The sequence below is a fragment of the Pseudomonas sp. SD17-1 genome (genome assembly GCF_029201585.1).
Taxonomy (GTDB): Bacteria; Pseudomonadota; Gammaproteobacteria; order Pseudomonadales; family Pseudomonadaceae; genus Aquipseudomonas; species Aquipseudomonas palmensis.
Genome location: NZ_CP104044.1, coordinates 1,941,217 through 1,959,575, shown reverse-complemented (window position 1 = coordinate 1,959,575; position 18,359 = coordinate 1,941,217). Strand labels below are relative to the sequence as shown.

13 protein-coding genes are annotated in these 18,359 nt (G+C 65.7%); 8 read left to right on the top strand and 5 right to left on the bottom strand.

Annotation, left to right across the window (positions count from 1 at the left end; all coding sequences use genetic code 11):
• Positions 1–56 precede the first annotated feature (56 nt).
• The 3 genes from N0B28_RS08745 to N0B28_RS08735 form a co-directional block, all read right to left on the bottom strand.
• The gene (locus N0B28_RS08745; RefSeq protein ID WP_043863153.1) at positions 57–1,370 is read right to left on the bottom strand and encodes an MFS transporter; all 1,314 of its coding nucleotides are present in this window, start codon (positions 1,368–1,370) and stop codon (positions 57–59) included.
• Between the two features lie 67 nt (positions 1,371–1,437).
• Positions 1,438–1,923: a response regulator gene (locus N0B28_RS08740; protein WP_043863154.1), complete on the bottom strand. Its 486-nt coding sequence runs from the start codon at positions 1,921–1,923 to the stop codon at positions 1,438–1,440.
• Between the two features lie 178 nt (positions 1,924–2,101).
• Positions 2,102–2,578 (bottom strand): sigma-70 family RNA polymerase sigma factor, encoded by a 477-nt coding sequence (locus tag N0B28_RS08735; RefSeq protein WP_043863155.1) that lies wholly within the window; start codon positions 2,576–2,578, stop codon positions 2,102–2,104.
• A 255-nt stretch (positions 2,579–2,833) separates the two neighbouring features.
• Between N0B28_RS08735 and N0B28_RS08730 the strand changes: the two genes are divergently transcribed.
• From N0B28_RS08730 to N0B28_RS08720, 3 genes are read left to right on the top strand one after another with little or no spacing between them, the layout of a single operon-like run.
• Positions 2,834–4,003 carry an efflux RND transporter periplasmic adaptor subunit gene (locus N0B28_RS08730; RefSeq protein WP_078480445.1) on the top strand — a complete coding sequence of 390 codons (1,170 nt, stop codon included), beginning with the start codon at positions 2,834–2,836 and terminating at the stop codon, positions 4,001–4,003.
• Positions 4,004–5,977, top strand: coding sequence for a MacB family efflux pump subunit (locus tag N0B28_RS08725; RefSeq protein ID WP_043863157.1), 1,974 nt, complete (start codon positions 4,004–4,006; stop codon positions 5,975–5,977).
• Between the two features lie 7 nt (positions 5,978–5,984).
• Positions 5,985–7,391: an efflux transporter outer membrane subunit gene (locus N0B28_RS08720; RefSeq protein WP_275731509.1), complete on the top strand. Its 1,407-nt coding sequence runs from the start codon at positions 5,985–5,987 to the stop codon at positions 7,389–7,391.
• Between the two features lie 21 nt (positions 7,392–7,412).
• Here the strand turns inward: N0B28_RS08720 and N0B28_RS08715 are convergent, their stop codons facing one another.
• The gene (locus N0B28_RS08715; RefSeq protein WP_058541857.1) at positions 7,413–9,032 is read right to left on the bottom strand and encodes a hypothetical protein; all 1,620 of its coding nucleotides are present in this window, start codon (positions 9,030–9,032) and stop codon (positions 7,413–7,415) included.
• A gap of 211 nt (positions 9,033–9,243) precedes the next feature.
• On the opposite strand from N0B28_RS08715, the gene pvdM reads away from it, so the two are divergent.
• From pvdM to N0B28_RS08690, 5 genes are all read left to right on the top strand, one after another.
• Positions 9,244–10,590, top strand: a complete 1,347-nt coding sequence (gene pvdM / locus N0B28_RS08710; protein ID WP_043863160.1) for a pyoverdine-tailoring dipeptidase-like protein PvdM — start codon at positions 9,244–9,246, stop codon at positions 10,588–10,590.
• 19 nt (positions 10,591–10,609) lie between these two features.
• Complete coding sequence (locus N0B28_RS08705) at positions 10,610–11,899, top strand: aminotransferase class V-fold PLP-dependent enzyme (protein WP_043863161.1); 1,290 nt, start codon at positions 10,610–10,612, stop codon at positions 11,897–11,899.
• A 76-nt stretch (positions 11,900–11,975) separates the two neighbouring features.
• The gene (locus N0B28_RS08700) at positions 11,976–12,848 is read left to right on the top strand and encodes a formylglycine-generating enzyme family protein (RefSeq protein WP_043863172.1); all 873 of its coding nucleotides are present in this window, start codon (positions 11,976–11,978) and stop codon (positions 12,846–12,848) included.
• A gap of 36 nt (positions 12,849–12,884) precedes the next feature.
• Positions 12,885–14,534 carry a cyclic peptide export ABC transporter gene (locus N0B28_RS08695; RefSeq protein WP_058541855.1) on the top strand — a complete coding sequence of 550 codons (1,650 nt, stop codon included), beginning with the start codon at positions 12,885–12,887 and terminating at the stop codon, positions 14,532–14,534.
• Between the two features lie 290 nt (positions 14,535–14,824).
• Entirely contained in the window at positions 14,825–17,302 is a 2,478-nt protein-coding gene (locus N0B28_RS08690; RefSeq protein ID WP_043863163.1) for a TonB-dependent siderophore receptor, read from the top strand.
• 59 nt (positions 17,303–17,361) lie between these two features.
• On the opposite strand, the gene N0B28_RS08685 is transcribed toward N0B28_RS08690, so the two are convergent.
• Complete coding sequence (locus N0B28_RS08685) at positions 17,362–18,312, bottom strand: alpha/beta hydrolase (protein WP_078480444.1); 951 nt, start codon at positions 18,310–18,312, stop codon at positions 17,362–17,364.
• Positions 18,313–18,359: the final 47 nt, after the last annotated feature.

Genomic DNA, 18,359 nt, shown 5'->3' with positions numbered 1-18,359 from the left:
CCCCCACGCCTTGCGGCGCTGGGGGCTTTTTAGTGAAGGCGTTCGAGCAATCAACCTCACACCTTCGCCAACACCAGTTCATCCCCGGCCCGCAGGTCCTCCCGCGCACTGAAGTACACCGCCGTGAGCAGGCCCACCGTGCCCATCAGCAGGCAGAACCCCACACACACCCATGGGCTCCACGGCATCAGCGCAATCAGCATCAGCGGCGTGGTGCTGGCCCACAGCGCATAGGCCAGGTTGTAGGTAAAGGAAATCCCCGACACGCGAATGGCCGGCGGAAACAGCCCGACCATCACCGACGGCACCACCCCCACCACACCACAGGCCAGCCCTGCCAGCGCATAGGCCACCCCGGTCCAGCCCCAGCCGCCGATCAGGCTGGCATACAGCGCCCCCACTCCCAGCGGCAGCAACAGGCTGTAGACCATCAGCGCGCGCCAGGCACCTACCCGGTCCACCAGCAAGCCGGCCAGCACGCAACCGATGTTCAAGAACACGATACCCAGCGCGCTCAGGGCGAAGGTGTCGGCCGCGCTCATGCCGAAGCGCTGCTGCATCACCGTCGGGGTAATCACCACCAGCACCACCACCGCCGAGGTCAGCACGCAGGTCAGCAGGGCCGCCGGTACCAGCGCGCGGCGGTGCTCGCGCAGCACCGTGCGCAGCGGGAAGGCCACCGGTTGTTCACGCCGCTCGCGCAGCGCCAGGAACACCGGCGTCTCGCTCAGCCAGCGGCGCAGCCACACCCCGATCACGCCGAACACCCCGCCCAGCAAGAATGGATAGCGCCAGGCGTAGTCCAGAATCTCCTGGGCGGTGAACACCTGGGCCAGCGCCGTGGCGGTCAGCGCGCCCAGCAGGTAGCCGAACGTCAGCCCGGCCTGCAGAAAACCCAGCGCATAGCCCCGCCGCCCGGCCGGCGCATGCTCGGCGACGAAGGTCCAGGCACTTGGCACCTCACCGCCCACCGCCGCGCCCTGCAGAATGCGCAGGCCCAGCAGGATCAGCGGCGCCGCGTAGCCGATGTCGGCATAGGTCGGCATCACCCCGATCAGCAGGCACGGCAGCGCCATCATCAGGATGCTCAGGCTGAACACCTTCTTGCGCCCCAGGTGATCGGCAAAATGCGCCATCAGGATGCCGCCCAGCGGCCGCGCCAGGTACCCGGTGACGAAGATCCCGAAGCTCTGCAGCAGACGCAGCCACTCCGGCATCTCGGGCGGGAAGAACAGCTGGCTCAGGGTCAGCGCGAAGAACACGAAGATGATGAAATCGTAGATCTCCAGCGCACCGCCCAGCGCCGCCAGGCCCAGGGTCTTGTGGTCTGCGCGTGACAACGACGGTCGGGGGGTAGCGATGGCACTCATGGGCGTTTCCGCAAATCGGCAAACGCAAGAGGATAGCAAAACGCTGCGGCCAATGGCCCGACAAGCTTCAGGAAGGTCGACAGAACACGGTCTGGGCAAAATTGGTGCGCCGCGGCAGGTAGCCTGCACGGGCGCCCAGGCCACCGCTCAGCTCCATCTGATCGATTACCACCGGCGCATCGATGATCGCCATGAAGGACTCCAGCGCCTCGCTGTCTGGCACCTTGGGCAGGCTCAGGCTCACCGCCTGGCGCTGTGACACCGGTACTGCAGGTACCTTCAGGTGCTGAGAGTGATACAGCAAGGCATGCTGGATCGGCAGGCTCGCCTTGCAGAAGCGCGCCATGTCCACGCCCGCGTGGCTGGCCAGATCGATGTTGCCGATCAGCAGATTGAAGGGCTGCAGGGCCGCCTGCACCAGGCGCTGCAGTTCGACGAAACTCTCGACCGGGGCAATGCGGTAATAGCCCAGTCCATTGAGCATCTTTTCCAGTTGCAGCAACTGGCTGGGGTGCTCGTCGGCGATCAGGATGCGCATCGATTTGTTTGGCATCGTCCGGACCTGGCAGAAGGTAAAGGGAGTTAGCGTCCTTGACCCTACAGCGACAATCCACGACTGCAAGTTGCTGCAAACATCGCGCCTGAACAGAGGTCTGCCACTGATACTTGTAGGGAATCGCGCATAAATCAAGGAACAACCCGAACTTTCACCCTGGATCGCAGCCCCGCGCTCAGGATTCCCACTCGCGCATGCGCACGCGGCAGTGCTTCATCGCATTGACGATGTGCTTCTCCACCAGGCTGCGGGAAATGCCCAGGCGCAAGGCGATCTGCTGATGCGACAGGCCATCGAGCTTGCGCAATATGAAGCTGTCGCGGCATGTCGGGCTGAGTTCGGCCAGCGCACGCTGCATCAATGCCAGGCGCTGATCGCCATGCATGGCGTGCAAGGGGGTCGGGCTGTGCCAGCGCTCGTCGGTATCGAGCACCTCCAGGGGTTCGACCTGGCGGATCCGCTCGCGTCGATGGCCATCCACCACCAGGTTCAGTGCAGTACGGTAGAGAAACGCGCGAGGGTGCTCGATAGGTTGCGAATCAGCCCGCTCCAGCACCCGCAGGTAGGCGTCATGGGCGACGTCTTCGGCCGCGTGGCGGCTGCCCAGGCGCGACATCAGAAAGCTCACCAGCTCTCGATAGTAGTGTTCCACAACAGTACCTGTGCGCGACGTTGCCGAGGTTGAACCCGCTGGGTCGTATGGCTCGACACAATAACACTAATTAATATTATTCTCATCAAGCGACTCGGTCATACTCTCGCCCATGTTGCCCTGGTGCGGGCTGGCCCAGCCACGCACCGGTTTAAATTACCTCGAATACCGCTCGTTTAACTTGCAGCCTTCCATGCCTGCCGAGCGCGTGTTCGTCACCTCCTGGCATGGATCAACCCCTGGTTGGAAGCCCGCATGAAACGCCCGAAAAACAAACGCCGCCTGCTCGTGTGCTGCCTCGGCCTGCTCGCCCTGGGCACGCTGGTCGCCTGGAAGACCCTGCCTGGCAACGACCAACTGGCCACCGTGGCGGTCACCCGCGCCAACATCGAAAGCAGCGTCACCGCGCTGGGCACCCTGCAACCCAGACGCTACGTCGATGTAGGTGCCCAGGCTTCCGGGCAGATCCGCAAGATCCACGTCGAAGCCGGCGACTCGATCGAGGAAGGCCAGTTGCTGGTCGAGATCGACCCCTCCACCCAGCAGGCCAAGCTCGATGCCAGCCGCTTCGCCATCGAGAACCTGCAGGCCCAGCTCCAGGAACAGCGCGCCCAGAACGAACTCGCCCGCCAGAAGTACCAGCGCCAGCAGAGCCTGGTGGCCAATGGCGCCACCCGCGAGGAAGACGTACAGACCGCGCGCGCCGAACTCAAGGCCACCCAGGCCCGCATCGACATGTACCAGGCGCAGATCCGCCAGGCCCAGGCCACCCTGCGCAGCGACCAGGCAGAACTGGGCTACACGCGCATCTACGCGCCGATGTCCGGTACCGTGGTGGCCGTCGATGCCCGCGAAGGCCAGACCCTCAACGCACAGCAGCAGACCCCGCTGATCCTGCGCATCGCCAAGCTCTCGCCGATGACCGTGTGGGCCGAGGTCTCCGAAGCCGACATCGGCCACGTCAAGCCGGGCATGAACGCCTACTTCACCACCCTCAGCGGCGGTAGCCGGCGCTGGGCCAGCACCGTGCGCCAGATCCTGCCGATCCCGCCCAAGCCGCTGGGGGAAAGCGGCCAGGGCGGCGGCAGCCCGAACACCTCGAGCAAAAGCGGCAGTGGCCGCGTGGTGCTCTACACCGTACTGCTGGACGTCGACAACGCCGACAGCGCACTGATGGCCGAGATGACCGCCCAGGTATTCTTCGTGGCCAGCCAGGCCAGCAATGTCCTCACCGCCCCCATCGCCGCCCTGCACGGCGGGCTCAGGGACACCACGCAGATGGCCAGGGTGGTGGCCAGCAACGGCCGCGTCGAGGAACGTCAGGTACGCACCGGCATCAGCGACCGCCTGCACATCGAGATCCTCGATGGCCTGAGCGAAGGCGACCGCCTGCTGATCGGCCCGCTAGAAGGCAGCGAGGGTTGAATGCAGACGCCACTGATCCAGCTCAAATCCATCAGCAAGTCTTACGGCGGCGCAGGCACGCCGCGGGTCGACGTCCTGCATGGCATCGACCTGTCCATCCATGCCGGTGAGTTCCTCGCCATCGTCGGCGCCTCGGGCTCCGGCAAGTCGACCCTGATGAACATCCTCGGCTGCCTCGACCGCCCCACCAGCGGCCACTACCTGTTCGCCGGCGAGGACGTCGCCCACCTCGACAGCGACGCCCTGGCCTGGCTGCGCCGCGAGGCCTTCGGTTTCGTGTTCCAGGGCTATCACCTGATCCCCTCCTGCTCGGCCCAGGAGAACGTCGAGATGCCCGCGATCTACGCCGGCACCCCGGCGCCGGAGCGACACGCGCGCGCCGCTGCGCTGCTCGAGCGCCTGGGCCTGGGCCAGCGTACCGCCAACCGCCCGCACCAACTGTCCGGCGGCCAGCAACAGCGGGTGTCGATCGCCCGCGCACTGATGAACGGCGGCCACATCATCCTCGCCGACGAGCCCACCGGGGCGCTGGACAGCCACAGCGGCGTAGAGGTCATGAAGCTGCTGGACGAACTGGCCAGCCAGGGCCACGTGGTCATCCTCATCACCCACGACCGTGCGGTAGCTGCTCGCGCCAGGCGCATCATCGAGATCAGCGACGGCCGGATCATCAGCGACTCGGCGCCGGTCCCGCTGGACCAGCCGGTGGACGCTCCGCCGGGTGCCCTGCAGGCCGTCGACCTGCGCGAACGCATGGCCGACGGCAGCGAATATGCCGGGGCCTGGAAGGGCGAGCTGGTCGATGCCGTGCAGGCCGCCTGGCGCGTCATGTGGATCAACCGTTTTCGCACTGCCCTCACCCTGCTCGGCATCGTCATCGGCGTGGCCTCGGTGGTGGTGATGCTGGCGGTGGGCGAAGGCAGCAAGCGCCAGGTGATGGCGCAGATGGGCGCGTTCGGTTCCAACATCATCTACCTCAGCGGCCACGCTCCCAACCCGCGTACACCGCCTGGGGTCATCACCCTGGAAGACGTCGCCGCCGTGGGCAGGCTGCCGCAGGTCCAGCGCATCATGCCGGTCAACGGCTCCACCGCCGGCGTGCGCTACGGTAATGCCGACTACACCAGCTACGTAGGCGGCAACGACACCAACTTCCCGGCCATCTTCAACTGGCCGGTGGTGCAAGGCAGCTATTTCACCGAAGCCGACGAGCGCAACGCCAGCGCCGTCGCGGTCATCGGCCACAAGGTGCGCGAAAAGCTGCTCAAGGACGCCGCCAACCCCATTGGCGAATACATCCTGATCGAGAACGTGCCCTTCCAGGTGGTGGGTGTGCTCGCCGAAAAAGGCGCAAGTTCAGGCGACCAGGACAGCGACGACCGTATCGCGGTGCCCTATTCGGCCGCCAGCATCCGCCTGTTCGGCAGCCAGAACCCCGAGTACGTGGCCATTGCCGCCGCCGATGCACGTCGCGTCAACGAGGCCGAAAAGGCCATCGACCAGTTGATGCTGCGCCTGCACAACGGCAAGCGCGACTACGAGCTGACCAACAACGCCGCCATGATCCAGGCCGAAGCCCGCACCCAGGGCACCCTGTCGCTGATGCTCGGCGCGATTGCCGCCATCTCGCTGCTGGTGGGCGGCATCGGCGTGATGAACATCATGCTCATGACCGTGCGCGAGCGTACCCGCGAGATCGGTATCCGCATGGCCACCGGTGCCCGCCAGCGCGACATCCTGCGCCAGTTCCTGACCGAGGCGGTGATGCTTTCTGTGGTCGGCGGCCTCACCGGCATCGGCCTGGCCCTGCTGGTGGGGGGGGCGCTGCTGCTCAGCGAGGTGGCCGTGGCGTTTTCCCTGACCGCCGTGCTCGGTGCATTTGCCTGCGCCCTGGTCACCGGCGTCATCTTCGGCTTCATGCCTGCCCGCAAGGCCGCCCGGCTCGACCCGGTGGCAGCCCTTACCAGCGAATGAACACACTATGAAAGCGCCATTGACCCTACTTGCCGCCAGCGTGTTGCTCGCGGCCTGCGCCAGCCAGGCGCCGCGCCCGGACAGCGGCCTGCAGCTACTGCCACGCTGGCATACCGAACACCTGGACGCGGCCGGCACCCTCGACCGGCAATGGTGGACCACCTTCGGCAGCCGCGAACTCGACCAGTTGATCGACCAGGCGCGGGTGGGCAGCCATGACCTGGCCGGTGCCGTCGCCCGTGTGCGCCAGGCCCAGGCCAGTGCCGTGATCGCAGGCGCCGCGCTGCTGCCCGAACTCAATGCGGGCCTTAACGCCACGCGCCAGAAGCGCATGTACGCCTACCGCTCCAGCACCCTGGACAACAGCACCGCCAACAAGGCCACCAACAGTTACCAGGCCACCCTGAGCGCCACCTACGAGGTGGACTTCTGGGGCGGCAAGCGCGCCGGTCGCGACAGTGCCCGCTTCAGCCTGCAAGCCAGCGAGTTCGAGCGCGACACCGTCGAGCTGACCCTGCTCAGCGGCGTGGCCGACCACTACACGCGCTGGCTGGCCCTGGTCGAACAGCAGCGCATTGCCGAACAGAACCTGGACAACGCCCAGAGCGTGCTGCACCTGGTGCAGAGCCGCTACGACTCGGGCTCCGCCACCGCACTGGAACTGGCCCAGCAGAAGAGCCTGGTGGCCGCGCAACAGCGCCAGCTGCCACTGCTGGCCCAGGACGCCGAGCAGACATTGATCAGCCTGGCCGCCCTGCTTGGCCAACCGCGCCAGCAACTGCAGCTGGATCGTGAAGCCTTCGCCCGGCTGAGCTGGCCGGACATTGCCGCCAGCCTGCCGAGCGAGCTGCTTACCCGCCGCCCCGACATCGCCAGCGCCGAAGCCCAGCTGGCCGCAGCGCAAGCCGATGTGCAGGTGGCGCGGGCCAACATGCTGCCAGCACTGACCCTGACTGCTACCGTCGGTTCGGGCGCCTCCCACGTCGACGACATGCTGCGCAACCCGGTGTACAACCTGGGTGCCGGGCTGGTGGCGCCGATCTTCAACGGCGGGCGCCTGAAGGCCGAGCGCGACAAGGCCACGGCACGCCAGCAGGAACTGCTGGAAACCTACCGCGGCGCGATCATCAATGGCTTTGCCGACGTAGAGAAGGCCCTGAACAGCATTCGCGGGCTGGACCAGCAGCGCCAGTGGCAAAGCGAAGAGCTGGCCCAGGCGCAACGCGCCTTCCAGATTGCCCAGAGCCGCTACCAGGCAGGTGCCGAAGACCTGCTCACCGTGCTGGAAACCCAGCGCACGCTGTTCGCTGCCCAGGACGACAACGTGCAATTGCGCCGCTCGCGCCTGCAGGCCAGCATCGCGCTGTACAAGGCGCTGGGCGGCGGCTGGCAGGCAACCCCCCAGGTACGCTAGGGCACACCGGCAGGCAGCGCCTTACACCTGGCGCTGCCTGACCTTCAGGTGACGGGCGTACCACGGACGCTGCGGCACCCGGCGAACCAGGCTGGCCAGCCCGTCTTCGTCGCTGTAGGTGATGCGCAACGCCAGCTTCATGGTCTCCGGGTCCATCTCCACGCTCTTGCCCACCTGCAGGCCCGGCACCGTGCTGCAACCGTGGGTGATCGGGCCCAGCCAGGGGTCGGCCACCTCCACCCAGCGCCCGGGCGCGAACCACGCCACCCCGTTGACCTCGCGCCGCACCACCTGGCCGGGGTGAAAGCGCTCATGGGCGCGGTACCAGTCCTCGATACGGTCATCGATCCAGCCATGGAAGCGCCAGAACACCGGGTTGACGTGGGACGAGAACGGGTCGCCGAGAAAATCGTTTTCGGGCCCGTACCAGCGCGGCGCAAAATCGCTCGGGGTGCGCGCATAGGGCACCGGTGCACCGTTGACCGGGTCACGCGGCACCGACGCCCAGCGCATGTGCAGCCAGTCGTGCAACCCCAGTTCCACCTCCGAGCCGAACTGCCCCAGGGTCAGGCGCGAAAGATAATGCGGGTCGCTGTAGCGTGACTCCCACAGCTCGAAGTTGGCATGGAAAACCTCACTGCTCTTGATGTCCTTGACCCACTGGGTGTATTCGTCATCGCCCTGCGCCAGCCAGGTGGGCGGCAAGGCGTTGCCATCCTGGTTGTCGAAGTAGCGCAAAAAGCCTGCGCGGTCACGCGCCAGTTCCGGCTGCGGCATCGGAAAGCGCGGCCAGGACGGCAGGTCCTGCATCGAACGTGCGGTACCGAGCATGTGCCGGTGCATGAAAAAGAAGTCCTCGCCCGAACCGTTGCGATCCTTGCGCGGGCCGCGGGCATCGCGCTCATGGTCACGCGGACCGGGCTGCCAGCCGATGGCACGCAACGCCTCGTGCTGCTTGGGTGCCAGCTTGTGCCACTTGTCCCGCGAGGCATGCCACAACTGGTGGAACAGGCGATGCTCGGGGGAGATCAGCCACGCCAGCAACGTCGGGTTCAGCGCGGTGCGCTCGCGAGCTTCGGGGAAGGTCCGCTTGCGCGCCACAAAGCGGTGGTTCTGCTCGGGCAGGGCCAGCGGGCGCTGCAGGTCCAGCACCTGGCCGGTGAGCGTGGCAGTGCCGGCGTTACCGAAATCGCCCCATACCTCATCGAGCAGCACGCGACACTCATAGCGCGCCAGCCCCGCAGTGTCCGCTGTGGGTATCAGCCGCCAGCTCAACACATTCGGTGCACCCGGCATCAGGTCGCCCACCACCCGGTAGCGGGGCTCGGCGTCACTGCGCAGGCGCTCGGGCGTGTCCAGGCATCCGCGCAGGCCGCGGCCACGCGGAGCAATATCCAGCAACAACTCCAGGGACGTGTGTTCAAGCCCTTCCAGGCCGACATTGCCGCCTTCCAGCTGCCAGATGCCACGCAGGGTATCGGCCAACTGCTGGCCGGCGGTATCGGGCAAGTCGACGGTGGCCTCCCCGGGGGTGATCGGAAATTCCTCGCGTGTCAGCTCGCGGTGCGCGTACAGCGCCCCAGGCACCGCCACGCCCGTCAGTGCAACACCCGCAATGAACCCTCGTCGAGAAATCGTCATTGACCTACCTGTGTGTCTCGCGTTGCGCCATGGAGCATGGCGTTGTCGAAGCTAGAACGTTGTGCACACAGGGAAATTTAGCCAGCAAGCGGCTCCGGGCGGCCCGCACAGGGCGCAGGCGACGGCTAAATTTCTGCCGATTGCGCTCGTCCTCACCAGATAGCAAAGGCCTCGTGCCTGAACCTCGACGGTGAACCTGACTGAGACCACGATGACCACACCACGCTGGAAAAAAGCCTTGTACATCAGCCTGGCCACCGCGCTCACCGCCGGTGCCGGGGTGGCCGCCTGGACCTACTTCGGCCCCAGCGCCGGCTACCCCCGCGAGGTGGTCAAGCAGGCCAATGAACTGCAGGATCGCCTGCTCTCGTTCGACAGCCACATCACCCTGCCGGCCAACTTCGGCATGGAAGGCAATGAAGCCGACAAGGAAGGCAGCGGACGCTTCGACCTCGTCAAGACCGCCCGCGGGCGCCTGTCCGGCGCCGCGCTGACCATTTTTGCCTGGCCCGAAATGTGGAACGGCCCCAACGGTCCGCACCGGCCCACCGAAGGCTTCGTGCAGGAAGCACGCAACCTGCAGGAGGTGCGCTACAAGTCGATCATGGCGATGGTGCGCGACTACCCCAACCAGGTGGCCATTGCCTACACCCCACAGGACATGCGGCGCCTGCACGGCGAAGGCAAGTTCGCGGTGTTCATCAGCATGCTCAATGCCTACCCGCTGGGTACCGACCTCGACCTGCTCGACCTGTGGGCTTCGCGCGGCATGCGCATGTTCGGCTTCAGCTACGTGGGTAACAACGCCTGGGCCGACTCCTCGCGCCCGCTGCCGTTCTTCAACGACACCGCCGACGCCCTTGACGGGCTGTCGCCCCTGGGCCGCCAGGCGGTACAGCGGCTCAACGACCTGGGCGTGATCATCGACGTCTCGCAGATGTCCACAAAGGCCCTGGAGCAGGTGGCCCGGCTCAGCCGCACGCCGCTGGTGGCGTCCAACTCCGCTCCACGGGCGATGGTCGACATCCCGCGCAACCTCAGCGACAAGGAGATGCAACTGATCAAGGACAGCGGCGGCGTGATCCAGGTGGTGGCCTTCTCCACCTACCTCAAGCCCCTGAGCCAGAAGACCCAGGACAAGCTCAACGCCCTGCGTGCGCGCTTCGACCTGCTGCCGCTGCCCAACCTGGCGGTGGCCCTGATGCCCGGCGACCCGATCATCGCTGCCTGGCCCGAGCAGCGCTTCGGCCAGTACGCCAGCGAGCTGTACGGCATTCTCGAAGAAGAGCCGCCGGCCTCGCTCAAGGAGTTCGGTGACGCCATCGACTACACCGTGCGCAAGGTCGGCATCGATCACGTTGGCATCAGCTCGGACTTCAACGAGGGCGGTGGCGTGGACGGCTGGCGCGATGTGGGCGAAACCCGCAACGTCACCGCCGAACTGCTCTCACGCGGCTACTCCGAGGCCGATATCGCCAAGCTCTGGGGCGGCAACTTCCTGCGGGTGTGGGAACAGGCGCAAAACGCCGCCCGCCCTGTAGCCGCCTCTTCCCGTTGACTCGCCAGCGAGCCCCGTCATGACCGATCGCCGCACCCTTCTCAAGTACGCCGGCCTGCTGGCCGCCAGCCTGCCGCTGGGCAGCCAGCTGTTGCCCGGCGCCCTCGCCGGCCCGTCACTGCCCGGCAACGGCAGCGATGCCTGGGCCGGCTTTCGCAGCCTGTTCGAGCTCGACCCCGATTACGCTCATTTCGCCAACTTCCTGATCACCTCCCATCCCAAGCCCGTGCGCGATGCCATCGAAGACTATCGCGCAAAACTCGACCGCCACCCCGCGCAATGGGTCGACTGGGAAACCCAGGCCGAATGGAAGCGCGAAGGCGAAGTGCGCGACTGGGCCGCCCGCTACCTGGAGGTCAAGCCACGCCAGATCGCCCTCACCGGCAGCACCACCGAGGGCCTGGGCCTGATCTACGGCGGCCTTAAGGTGGCCGCCCACCAGGAGATCCTGACCACCGAACACGAGCATTACTCCACCCGCAACAGCCTCGCCTACCGCGCCACCCGCGAGGGCACCCAGGTGCGCAAGATCCGCCTGTTCCGCGACCCGCAGCGGGTCTCGGACGACGAGGTACTGGGCAACATCGCCGCCGCGATCCGCCCGTCCACGCGGGTACTGGGCATGACCTGGGTGCACTCGGGCAGCGGCGTCAAGCTGCCCATCGGAGCCATCGGCGAGCTGGTACGCGAACACAACCGCAACCGCGACGAGCAGGACCGCATCCTCTATGTGGTCGACGGCGTGCACGGTTTTGGCGTGGAAGACATGCGCTTTGCCGACCTAAAGTGCGACTACTTCATCTCCGGTACCCACAAATGGATGTTCGGCCCGCGGGGCACCGGCATCATCTGCGCTGCCTCCACCGAGCTCAAGGACCTGGTGCCGACCTTCGCCACGTTCTCCGAGAACGAGGACTTCGCCACCATCATGAGCCCCGGCGGCTACCACGCCTTCGAGCACCGCTGGGCCTTGGGCAAGGCCTTCGAGTTGCACCTGCAGGTAGGCAAGGCGCCGATTCAGGCGCGCATCCACGGGCTGAACGACTACCTCAAGCAACGCCTGGCCGAGTACAAGGCGATCGAACTGGTCACCCCGCGCAGCCCGCGTCACTCGTCAGGCTTCACCTTCTTCCGGGTCAAGGGCCAGGACGCCGACGAGGTGGCCGCGTACCTGACTCGCCACCGCATCGTGGTGGATGCGGTGTCCCGCGACGTGGGCCCGGTGGTGCGCGCTGCGCCCGGCCTGCTCAACACCGAAGCGGAAATCGATCGCCTGATCAGCGTGCTGGGCCAACGCCTGCGTGCCTGATCGCGCCCTTTCATCTTGTAGCCAACAGCTGACGGAACCTGCCATGCCTCACCATCGTTCAACCCCGTACCCGCGCATGTCGCGCACCCTTGCACAGCTGTCGTGCAGTGCCGCGCTCGGCCTGGCACTGTGCGCGGGCGCCCAGGCGGCAGATTCCCCTCGCCAGCCGGGCCAGGTATTCACCGACTGCAAGGACTGCCCCGAAATGGTGGTACTGCCCGCCGGCAGCTTCACCATGGGCACCGAGCCCGGCGAGACCGGCCGTGAGGACGACGAAGGGCCGCTGCACACCGTGACCTTCGCCAGGCCCTTTGCCATCAGCCGCTACCAGGTCACTGCCGGCGAGCTGGACGCCTACATCCGCGAAACCGGGGTGAAGATCGCCGACGGCGACACCCGACCCGGGCGCGCCTGCACCGCCAGCAAGCCGACCTACAAACAGGGTCCGCGCCAGCCAGCGGTGTGCGTCAGCTACTTCGACGTGCAGGACTACGCCCGGTGGCTGTCGAAAAAGACCGGCCACACCTACCGCATGCTCAGCGAGGCCGAGCGTGAGTACGGCGCACGCGCCGGCTCGCGCGGACCGTTCCCGTTCCCGTTCGATGACAACGACGAAAAAAAGTACAGCATCGCCCGGCACGCCAACACCTACGGGCCTGCCGACGGCTACTCGTACACCTCCCCGGCAGGCAGTTTCCCGCCCAATGCCTTCGGCGTGTACGACATGCACGGCAACGTCTACGAGTGGGTCGCCGACTGCCTCAACACCAGCTATGAAGGCGCCCCCGCCGACGGCAGCGCGTGGCTGACCGGCAACTGCGACATCCGCATCATGCGCGGCAATGACTGGGGCGAGGCGCCGGTGTTCTCGCGCTCGGGCAACCGCAACAGCCGCGCCCCCGATGTACGCGGCGACTACCTGGGTTTTCGCGTTGCCCGCGAGCTCTGACCGCCCCCTCAACCACGTGTGATTCGGGAGACTCGAATGACCAGCAAACCTCGCGGGGCCATCAGTGAACTGTTCGGCCTGCTCAAACCCTTCTGGCCGCTGGTAAGCCTGTCGATCGGCCTGGGCATGCTCGGCGGCCTCAGCGTCACCGCGCTGCTGGCCACCATCAACAGCGCCCTGCACAACGAAAGCGGCCTCACCCAGGGGCTGGTGCTGGGCTTTGCCGGGCTGTGCCTGATGGCCCTGCTCAGCACCATCCTGTCCGATATCGGCAGCAACTACGTGGGCCAGCACATCATCGCCAGGCTGCGCCGCGAACTGGGCGAAAAGGTCCTGGCTGCGCCCATCGACCAGATCGAACGCTACCGCAGCCATCGGCTGATCCCGGTACTGACCCACGACGTCGACACCATCAGCGACTTCGCCTTCGCCTTCGCGCCACTGGCGGTGTCCCTCACCGTGACCCTGGGCTGCCTGGGCTACCTGGCGAGCCTGTCGTGGCCGATGTTCCTGGTGATGCTGGTGGCCATCGGGCTGGGCACCACGATGCAGTTCGTCGCCCGCGCCTGGGGCATGCGCGGTTTCGAGGCCGCGCGTGAAGCCGAGGACGACCTGCAAAAGCACTACAACGCCATTGCCGAGGGTGCCAAGGAACTGCGCATCCACCGCCCGCGCCGCCAGCGCATGTTCCTGCACGGCATCCGCAACACCGCCAACCGCATCTGCGACACGCAGATCCGCTCCATCAACACCTTCGTGATCGCCAAGAGCCTGGGCTCGATGCTGTTCTTCGTGGTCATCGGCCTGGCGCTGGCCTTGCAGTCCTGGTGGCCCAGCGCCGACAAGACGGTGATGAGCGGCTTCGTGCTGGTGCTGCTGTACATGAAGGGCCCGCTGGAGCACCTGATCGGCACCCTGCCGATCATCAGCAAGGCACAGATCGCCTTCCGCCGCATTGCCGAGCTGTCCAAGCAGTTCTCCTCCCCCGAGCCCCACCTGCTGCTCGACGACCAGAGCCAGCCGGCCACGCCGCTGCATAGCCTGGTCCTGAATCAGGTGAGCTACAGTTTCGCCCCGGTGCCGGGCAGCGAGCCATTCCGCCTGGGCCCGGTGAACGTAAGCATCCAGCAGGGCGACATCGTGTTCATCGTCGGCGAGAACGGGTGTGGCAAGACCACCCTGATCAAGTTGCTGCTGGGCCTGTACGCGCCGCAGTCGGGCAGCATCGAGCTCAATGGCCAGGCGGTGACGGCGGCCAACCGCGATGATTATCGGCAGATCTTCACCACCATCTTTGCCGACTACTACCTGTTCGACGACGTGATCCAGGGTGACAAGCCGGTGCCCGAGGATGCTGCGCGCTACCTCAGACGACTGGAGATCGACCACAAGGTCAGCATTCGCGATGGCGTGTTCAGCACCACCGATCTGTCCACCGGGCAGCGCAAGCGCCTGGCGCTGGTCAGTGCCTGGCTGGAAGAGCGACCGGTGCTGGTGTTCGACGAATGGGCGGCCGACCAGGACCCGACCTTCCGGCGAATTTTCTACACCGAGCTGTTGCCTGACCTCAAGCGCCTGGGCAAGACCATCATCGTCATCTCCCACGACGACCGTTACTTCGACATTGCCGACCAGCTGATCCGTTTGCACGCCGGCAAGGTCGTGAGCGAACTGCAGCCGGCCTGAGCAAACCTGCCTGCCACAGGCCAGGTGCGTTGCAGCAGGTGGAGAAGCCGGCCTTGCCGGCTCCCACATCGGTTGCAACGCGCCACGGCCTGAAACCAGCGCTGCCACCCCCCTGCGCTAAATCCCGCCCCGCCCACTTCGTCTGACAGCTAGATGCCATCGCCTGAAAGGCAATGAGAAGTTTTTTTATTTCCGGTTTTTCAGCGGTCACGCGTCTTACCCACATTCGAAAAAAACTGCTGACACTTACCTTCCCAACCACTTGAGCCAACCAAGACAAGAGCATCGCCATGCCAACACGACACTGCTTGCAGCCCCTGACCACTGCGTTGCGCCTGCGCCACGCCTTCAAAGCCACGTTGCCCGCGGTCGGGCTGGGCATGGCGTTCACCCTGGCTGCACAGGCGCAGACCCAGGAGTGGCAGCTGGACATCCCCGCCGGCCCGCTTGGCCGCTCGATCCAGGAACTGAGCCATCAGACCGGCCTGCAGATCCTGTTCAACCCCGAAGAGATCAACGGCCTGCACGCGCACGCCGTCAAGGGTCGCTACCCGCTTGAAGAAACGCTGCAGATCATGCTTCAAGGCACCGGTGTGCGCTACAGCGTGCAGGACAACGCCATCTACTTCAGCGGCGCACGCTCGGGGGCCGATGCCGACCAGATCAACCTGGAACCGTCGCTGGTGTCAGGCAAGTTCACTGAATCGGCGTGGGGGCCGGTACAGGGATATGTCGCCAAACGCAGCGCCACCGGAACCAAGACCGACACCTCGATCCTGGAAACCCCGCAGACCATCAACGTGGTCACCCAGGACGAGATGACCGCCCGCGGCGCCCTGTCCGTCACCCAGGCACTGCGCTATACCCCCGGCATCCAGGTCGAGGGCTTCTCGGCACGGGTCAAGGCCTTCGATGAACCCACCTCCCGCGGTTTCAGCCCCACGCCGATGTATCTGGACGGCCTGCACCTGCCCTATGGCGGCGGCAGTACCGGCGGTGCGCTGCAGGTCGACCCCTACCTGCTCGAACGGGTCGAGGTTCTCAAGGGCCCCGCCTCGGTGCTGTACGGCCAGAACCAGCCCGGCGGCATCGTCAACATGGTCTCCAAGCGCCCCGGTGTCGAGCCCATCCACCAGGTGGTGCTGGGTACTGGCAGCTATGATCGGCGCTACGGCGCATTCGACTTCGGCGGCAAGCTCGACGAGCAAGGCACCTTCCTGTACCGCCTCACCGGCCTGGCCAACGACAGCAACTCCGAAGTCGACTATGCCGAACAGAAGCGCATGCTGCTGGCTCCCAGCTTCACCTGGAACATCAACGACGACACCAGCCTGACCTTCTACGGCCAGTACCAGAAAGACAACGACGTGCCCGAGCCCCAGGGCCTGCCGGCAGTGGGCACGGTATTCAAGAACCCCAACGGCAAGCTCGATCGCAACACCTTCATCGGCGAGCCCGGGCTCAACGCCTACGACCGTGAACAGTACGTCTTCGGCTACGAGCTGACCCACCAGATCGACGATGTCTGGAGCCTGCGCCAGAACGCGCGCTACGCCTACGTCGATGACCGCTTCGCCGCAGTGCTGCACGGCTACAGCTTCATCGCCAACCCCGCCACGGGGGTCAACAACCAGCGCTACACCGACCGCTACGCCATCGACTGGAAGCAGACCAACAAGGTCTTTGGCATCGACAACTCGGCCCAGGCCGTGTTCAACACCGGCGACGTCAACCACACCGTGCTGCTGGGCCTGGACTACTACCACTTCAACTCCAAGTTCCTCGGCCGCTACGACCGCAACCCGCCAGGCATCGACCTCTACGACCCGCACTACGGCCAGCCGCTGGACTTCAGCCAGGCAGCCGCCAACCCCTGGGACGACACCATCACCCAGACCGGCGTCTACGTTCAGGACCAGCTGAAATGGAACCGCTGGTTCCTTACCCTGGGCGGGCGCTTCGACTGGGCCAAGATCGATTACGACCACCCGCTGTACGTCAAGCCCTCCACCACCCGCGATCAGCAGTTCTCCGGCCGCGCAGGCTTTGGCTACCTGTTCGACAACGGCATCACGCCCTACTTCAGCTACTCCGAATCGTTCCAGCCGGTGGCCGGCACCGCCAACGTGGACGGCAAGACATTCGAGCCTTCCACCGGCAAGCAGTACGAAGTGGGCATCAAATACCAGCCGCCAGGTTCTGACAGTTTCATCCAGCTCTCGGCCTACCAGATCGACAAGAAGAACGTGCTGACCAGCGACCCGGCCAACCCCGGCTTCAACAACCAGGCCGGCGCCATGCGTTCGGTGGGCTTTGAACTCGAAGGCAAGGCGGCGCTGACCGACAACCTCAACCTGATCGCCTCGGTATCACGGGTCGACGCCGAGTTCACCAAGGACAACGATGGCCTCAAAGGTCGTCATCCGGTCGGCGTATCGCCGCTGACCGCCTCGGCCTGGGTCGACTACCAGATGCCGGCAGACACCGCCCTGGTCGGCCTCGGCTTTGGCGTCGGAGTGCGTTATGTGCGCAGCAGCCCGGGCACCAGCTATGCCTGGAGCGAATTCAACGTCCCGTCGTTCAACGTGTACGACGGCATGATCTCCTACGACCTGGAACGCTCCCCGTTGCACATCAAGGGCGTGAAAGTGCAGGCCAACGTGGAGAACCTGGACAACAAACTGTATGTCACCCGCTGCAGCGGCATGTTCGAGTGCACCTACGGCCAGGGCCGCACGGTGACCGCCAACCTGACCTACGACTGGTAAATCGACACCCACGAAAAAAGGCGCCTCGGCGCCTTTTTGCGTTGAGCAGCCCGCGTACCTCAGGCCGATTGCAGCCAGTGCTCGACCTCGGCATAGATCCCCGCGACCCGCGACGAAATCCCTCCCATGCGCAGGAAATCGTGGGTCAGGCCCTGTTCCACCCGTAGCGTCACGTCGGTGCCCGAGGCCTGGAGGCGCTGGGCATAGGCCTGCCCCTCGTCGAACAGCGGGTCGTATTCGGCCAGGCTGACATAGGTACGGATCATCGGCTCGGCGTGCCCGGCCAGCAACGGCGAGGCGCGCCAGTCGCCGCGCAGGGCCGGGTCGGGGCAGTAGTGGGCGTAGAACCAGCGCAGGGTCTGGCTCTCGAGCAGGTAGTCCTCGGCATAGCGCCGATGCGAATCACGCTCGCGGGTAATGTCCGTGACCGGGTAGAACAGCAACTGCGCACTGGGCGCAAGCCGGCACAGGCCTTGCTGTGCGCTCAGTGCCAGCACCGTGGCCAGGGTAGCACCGGCGCTGTCGCCCGCCACACTGATCCGCCGGCTGTCGATAGCCAGTGATGTCGCCTGCGTCGCCAGCCAGTCGGCGGCATCCAGCGCATCGTTGACCGCCGTAGGGTAAGGGTGCTCCGGCGCCAGCCGATACCCCAGCGCAAGCACCGCATGGGTACCGCTGCTGGCCAGGCGCCGGCACACCGCATCATGCGAGTCCAGGCTGCCAACCACATTGCCACCACCATGAAAGTACAGGATCGCCGGTTGCAGGCCGGGGCCACGTCGAGCATGCCGGTACAGGCGCAGCGGCACCGCCTGGGCATCGCGGCTCGGTACACTCAGCTCGACCACCTGCAGGTCGCCTGGCGGCGCAGGGTCCAGGATGCCCGAGGCCGAGGCGAAGTCGCTGCGCGCCTGCGCTACCTGCAGTTCATGCATGGGCCGGGTCTTGCCGCTCAGGCGTCCCAGTTGAACCAGCTCGAGGAAACCTTCCAGGTCAGGGTCCAGGGCCATCTTCTTTTATCCTTGCCAATCAGTGAACAGAAATGAAAAGCCGCCCC